General features: G+C 70.1%; 6 protein-coding genes. All 6 read right to left on the bottom strand.

The window, feature by feature from the left end:
- Nucleotides 1-33 precede the first annotated feature (33 nt).
- Nucleotides 34-231, bottom strand: a complete 198-nt coding sequence (locus tag RN901_RS12220; protein ID WP_310758567.1) for a hypothetical protein — start codon at nucleotides 229-231, stop codon at nucleotides 34-36.
- Nucleotides 228-1,208 (bottom strand): ATPase, T2SS/T4P/T4SS family, encoded by a 981-nt coding sequence (locus tag RN901_RS12215; protein ID WP_310758566.1) that lies wholly within the window; start codon nucleotides 1,206-1,208, stop codon nucleotides 228-230. Before RN901_RS12215 ends, RN901_RS12220 begins: the two co-directional genes overlap by 4 nt.
- Entirely contained in the window at nucleotides 1,205-3,241 is a 2,037-nt protein-coding gene (locus RN901_RS12210) for a TraM recognition domain-containing protein (RefSeq protein WP_310758565.1), read from the bottom strand. Before RN901_RS12210 ends, RN901_RS12215 begins: the two co-directional genes overlap by 4 nt.
- A gap of 303 nt (nucleotides 3,242-3,544) precedes the next feature.
- Entirely contained in the window at nucleotides 3,545-4,462 is a 918-nt protein-coding gene (locus RN901_RS12205) for a hypothetical protein (RefSeq protein ID WP_310758564.1), read from the bottom strand.
- On the bottom strand, nucleotides 4,459-5,130 hold the full coding sequence (locus RN901_RS12200; RefSeq protein WP_310758563.1) for a VirB8/TrbF family protein: 672 nt from the start codon (nucleotides 5,128-5,130) through the stop codon (nucleotides 4,459-4,461). The genes RN901_RS12205 and RN901_RS12200 overlap by 4 nt, the downstream gene beginning before the upstream one ends.
- A gap of 17 nt (nucleotides 5,131-5,147) precedes the next feature.
- A partial coding sequence (locus RN901_RS12195) for a hypothetical protein (RefSeq protein ID WP_310758562.1) occupies nucleotides 5,148-5,404 on the bottom strand: 257 nt, incomplete at its 5' end.

The raw sequence follows: 5,404 nt of genomic DNA, 5'->3' as shown, positions 1-5,404 counted from the left end.
CGTCGGCGAACTTGCGGTGGTATTCGTCGTGGTTCATGCGTCCACCTCCTCGCCGTGCGGGTCGTCCCAGGCGGCGGCGATCTCGTCCTCGCTCCCCACGTCCTCGGGGAAGAGGCCGTACTCCTCGGCCAGGAAGGCGTCGACTTCGAGCGTGTCGCCGCTGTCGCGTGCGAGTTCGCGGTCGAAGTCCTCGAACGTCTCGACGCGGATGGTCCCGTCGATGCTCCTCATGCGTTCACCTCCTTCGGTGTTTGGGTGGTCCATGCCGGTTCCGTGAGCCATCGTCCGGCGGCCGTGTCGTAGCCGCGCACGTCGAGCGCCTCCTCGACGAACCGCCGCCCATCGCGGCGGGTCACGTGCAGCACGAGCGCGATCCCGTCCACGACGCCCCGGCAGGTGACCTCCCAGGGCAGCGCGTCCCCGGCTTGCATGGCGCAACTGGCGAGGCGCGAGAGCGCGGAGCGGGCGTTGTTGGCGTGGATGGTCGTGAGCGATCCGCCGTGCCCGGTGTTGAGGGCTTGGAGCAGGTCTGCGGCCTCGCCGCCCCGGACCTCGCCGACAACGATGTGGTCGGGGCGGTGGCGGAGCGCGTGGCGCACCAGGTCGCGGATCTCGACCGGCGTCTCCGAGAGCGTGGCCCCGGCCTCGAACCGGAGGCAGTTGGCGCGGTCGATCCGGAGTTCGAGCGTGTCCTCGATGGCGACGATTCGCTCGTCTTCGGGCAGGAGTTCGATCAGCGCGTTCAGTAGCGTGGTCTTGCCCGAGCCCGTGCCCCCGGACACGAGGACGTTTCGGCGGGCCGCAAGCGTGGCCCGGGCAGCATGGAGCGCCTCCTCCGGCAGCGAGTTCATCCGCACGAGATCCTCGGCCGAGAACGCCCGGCCCCCGAACCTGCGTATGGTGATCGCGACCTCGGGCGCGGCGGGCGGCGTGCAGATGGCGACCCGCGATCCGTCCTCCAGCCGCGCGTCCAGAACGGGCCTCGCGGCGGGATCGAGCCCGAGGGGGCGGGCGATGTGGATCGCCGCGCGATGGAGCCAGGCAGCGGTGAGTCCGGGCGCCTCGTGGGGTTCGAGGCGTCCCTCGCGCTCGACCCAGACGTTCGCGGGTCCGTTGATCATGATTTCGGAGACCCCGGGATCTTCGAGCAGGGATTCCAGACCCGGAAGGAACGGGGCGAGGTGGCCGACGCCGCTGGCGCGTTTCATATCCGCCCCTCCTTGCGGAGCCGCCAGTAACCCACGTCCTTCGGCAGGTAGTGGGGCTTGAGGTAGACGCGCCGTGCCGGGAGCGACTTGACGCCGTCATAGGGGAGGCAGACCGCCTGGTAGTTGGCGAGCAGCGCGAACTCGCGGGGCGTGAACACCGGCTCTCGGGATCGGCGGAACGACTTGCTCGCGCCGATGGTGCCGCGTCCGCCCCCGGCGCGCCCGGACAGGAGCGAGAACTCGGGCCTGCCCGTGGTCTCGCTGAACGTGTACGAGGGCTGCGTCTTCATGACGGAACCGCACATCTCGGACGCGATTTTGGCCGACGACTCGTCGGAGAGCGACAGGAAGATCCGGGTACGGAGCGTCTGGACGAGCGTCCGCCACGCCTCGCCCGAGGGAAGCACCGAGCGGAGCGACGAGAGCGACTGGGTGGCGACGATGGGGATGCAGCGGCACTGGCGCGTGAGCGCGAACGCCTTCTCGTCGCCCGAGGGGTCGTCCTGCCCTACCGTGGCGAACGCTTGATACTCGTCACAGATGAACACGGCGGGCCGCATGTAGCGGCCGGGGCGGCGGGCCGCCTCGGCGGGTCTTCGGAGCAGCGCCTGCATCCACGCGTTCTTGAGCAGCACGCCGATGGCGCGTGCCAAGGCCGGGTTCGCCCCGGCTGGCATGTTGAGCGCCAGCACCTTGCCGCCCTCGATCAACTCGGAGAGCGGCGGCAGCCTCCGGCGGAGGCCCGGCATGGCCGGGACTTCCGGGGGTCTCTCCCCGTCGTCGCCGTCCGCCCGCCTGGACGGGGCATCGTCGTTTGGCGGGGGTGGGCAGAACACGCCCGCGACCTCGGGCTGGTCGAAGAGCGAGAGGAAGACGCTGATCCCCTCGACGATCGAGGTGCGGAGCTTCGCGTCGAGCTTCATCCAGTCCTTCAGATACCACCGCGCCACGGCCTCGACCCGCTCGGCGAACTCGCTGCCCGCGCCGCCCCCAGCCGCCTCCCTCCTGCATTTGACCTTCAGCTTCTTGAGCCGCTTCCCGAGTTCAGGGTCGAACCGGGACGCCATGTCTTCGGTGCCGGGCACCCGCTCCCACGCCCACTCATTGAGGGCTTCGGAATGCGCGACCATGTCCTTGCGGGAGATGACTGCCCTAACCCGGCGGAACTCGTCCGCCAGCTTCTGCGCCTCGCGGATCCTGTCCACCAACAGGTCCGCGTCCACGGTGCAGCGGTACACGTCCTGAAGCGTGACCCAGCCGCCCGGCAGGAGCCGGTGGAGCTCGACGATCCACCGGACGAGATTCGTGTACGCCTGCTGCCAGAAGGGTTCGCGCGACTTGCCGAAGAGCTGGTTGATGAGGGATGCGACGCCGTAGGCGAGCGAGTAGGAGTCCAAGAGCGGATCGTCGAGCGGGTTCCACTGGAGCGAGCCACCGAGCCCGATTTCCAAGTAGTCGTCCGCGCGGCCCGCGTCTTCGAGGATGCCGCGGACCTGGTGGCAAAAATCGCCTTTGACCTCCAGCACGAGCGCGCCCGCCCTGCGGCGGGGGTCGTCCGCCTGCCAGGAGAGAAGCTGCCGGGCGAAAGGGTACATGCAGGCTGTGGTCTTGCCGGTGCCGACGGCCCCGACGACGAGCAGGCCGGTGTAGAGGCCCTTCTCGGGGATGACGAGCCAGGAGGGGCGCTCGCTCTCGCGCGGCACGACCGGGTGATGCTGTTCGCCGACCACGAGAGCGGGCGCGTCGTCACCGGGCGAGGTCGGCCACTCGGGCAGCCTGCCCCGGCGTACGATCCGCACGAGCGGCTGGAACCAGACTCTCCAGACCGAAAGGCAAAGGCTCCCGGCGAGCACAACGGCGACGGCGGGCCACGCGTGGTACCAGACGCGGACGGCGGCGTGCAGGCCCGGATCGTGCCACGCGATCAGGTCGAGGTAGGGGTTCGCGCCCGGGGGCGGGAACGGCGCCTTGAGCGCCTGTCCGCCGACCGCGCCGACGGCGGCCCCGATGACGGCGAGGGTACTCGACTTCATCGCTTCAACACCCTTCCTGGAAGGATCGCTGGCCCGGAGCGACCTCCCGCGGAGGGTTGGGATGGCGTGCACATCCCAACCCTCCCCCGTGGCACGCCAAGCGTCCACGGTGGGGGGTCGCTCCGGCCACGGCCACCGGCTCCCGCGTGCCGCCACCGCTCGCCCGGCATGGGTGCAAGGCCAAGCCGTCCAGCGACATGCGGAACCGGTGGCCTGTCCGCCCAAGGCGCGATTCCGTGTCCACCCAACCTCGATGTCGCGTGGACACGCGCCCTACGGCCCCAAGACCTCGGAATCCGGCGGTCAAGAGACGCCTCCGCGAAGCCGTCTAGAACGCCATGCCGTGAAGCCGGTGATCGCCGTTCCGGGGCAGGCGGACCGGACCTGCTTCTTCAGTTCGGCGATCCGCATGAGGCAGCTCTGGAAGCCGCCGAGCCTCTCGACCTCGGCGTCGTCCATGCCGAGGATCGCCTGTTCGATCCGCGCGATTTCGCGGCGGGCCGGATCGGCGGCATTCGCCTCGGCGGCGGCTTCAACCCAGTGCCCGAGCACCTTCCGGGCACGCGCGAGTTCCCGCGCGGTGCGGACGACCGCGGCCACCTCTACGGCCAGCCCCAGGCCCAGGAGCGCCCGCCAGAGTGCCCGGTGCGCCGCGCCCCACGAGCGGAGCGCCGTCGCGGTGTCGTGGCCGGGATCGGCGTAGACGAACAGTGCGCGGCGCTCGTCCAGCGCGACGGGCAGCTTGACCGGGAAGTAGCGCCGGGTCTCGCGGGCGGCTCTGCCGTATACCCTGACGGGCAACACGGCACGCTCGATCCCGAGCGCCTCGAACGCCCCGACCTTCTCGGGCTCCGTCGGGAGCCATGGGAGACCCGGGTGCTCGATCACGTAGTCGAGCGAGAGCAGACGGCGGAGGAGCACCTCTTCGGACGCGGTTTTCCGGTGCCGGATGTGCTCGGCCCCGAGCGCCCGGTAGACCGGCCGTGAGAAGATCCGGCAGATCCTCCGGCCGTGCAGCAACTCTTCCACTGCCAGCTTCTGCGCCGTGATGATCAGAACGAAACGGCGGGCCGTGCGGTTGTGCGTCCGGAGCCACGCCGCCAGTTGGGCGCGGGTGAACACGCCGCTGTGGAGGCACGCCAGCGCGATCCACTCGGCCTTGCGGCCCGTCCAGCCGAACGTTTCGAGCGCCTTCTCGCGGCCCTTGAGATGCGCGATCATCGCTCGTCCCCCGTCACGAGCGCCCGGTCTGCCCGCATGTAGGTGACGAGGAGCCCCATCGGATTGTGGACGACCAACTCGGGCGGGATCGAGTCGAGGAACTCGAACCGGAGCGTGAGCGACCAGCGCTCCCGCCGCAGCTCCTGTTCGCCCCTCAGGTGCACGAGGTCGAAGTCCGCAGTCGCGCTGTGCGGCGGCTCGGGCGCGGGGTGGATGCGGAGCACGACCTGCTCGACCTCGGTCTCGGTGTCGGCGGTCCCCGCCGCCACGCTCGCGACCTCCGCGCCGTCCCTCTGGAACGCCGCGTTCGCCAGGTCCGTCGAGAGGAACCGGAGGCTCCGGGTCCATTGCTCCTGGGCGGTCGCGCGGCGGCGCGCGTGGAAGTCGTGGACGAACCGGTTCAGGAAGTACTTCGTTGTCGGATCGAGCGGATCGGCCTGCGCGGTCGCGGTCTCGTAGGCCAGCGCCTCGGCGCGGCCCACCTCGTCCACCCGGATGACGATGGGCTTGGGCGGCTCCGCGCCCGCGATCCTCAGCAGCACGAAGACGCCGAGCACCATGCTTGCCGATAGGAAGATCAGGATCGTCCTGAGCTTCCGGTTCGCCTGGACGGCCTCGCCCCAGATCTCCGCGTACTCGCGGCCCGCGTCACGGTCTCGTTTCATCATCGGTGTCTCCTTGGGGCTCAGACGGGGGGCTTGACGGGAGCGGCGGCCTTGCTGGCTCCCTGCATGACGAGCGCGACGAACCCGGACCCGGCGGAGCCGGACCCTGACACGAGCATCGAGGCGAGTTCGCCGACCTTGAGCCCGGCCATGAGGCCGGAGACGACGAGCGGCATGAGGACGACGGCCCAGAGCCAGAGCTCGAACGGGTCCGCCGTTCCCGTGCCCATCAGGGCATCGGCGTAGGTCGTGATGTAGCCCATGCCGACGCCCATGA

Origin of the sequence: Candidatus Palauibacter soopunensis (assembly GCF_947581735.1) — a bacterium.
Lineage (GTDB): Bacteria > Gemmatimonadota > Gemmatimonadetes > Palauibacterales > Palauibacteraceae > Palauibacter > Palauibacter soopunensis.
The sequence above is the reverse complement of the archived record's forward strand: the minus strand, read 5'-3'. Positions and strand labels throughout refer to the sequence as shown.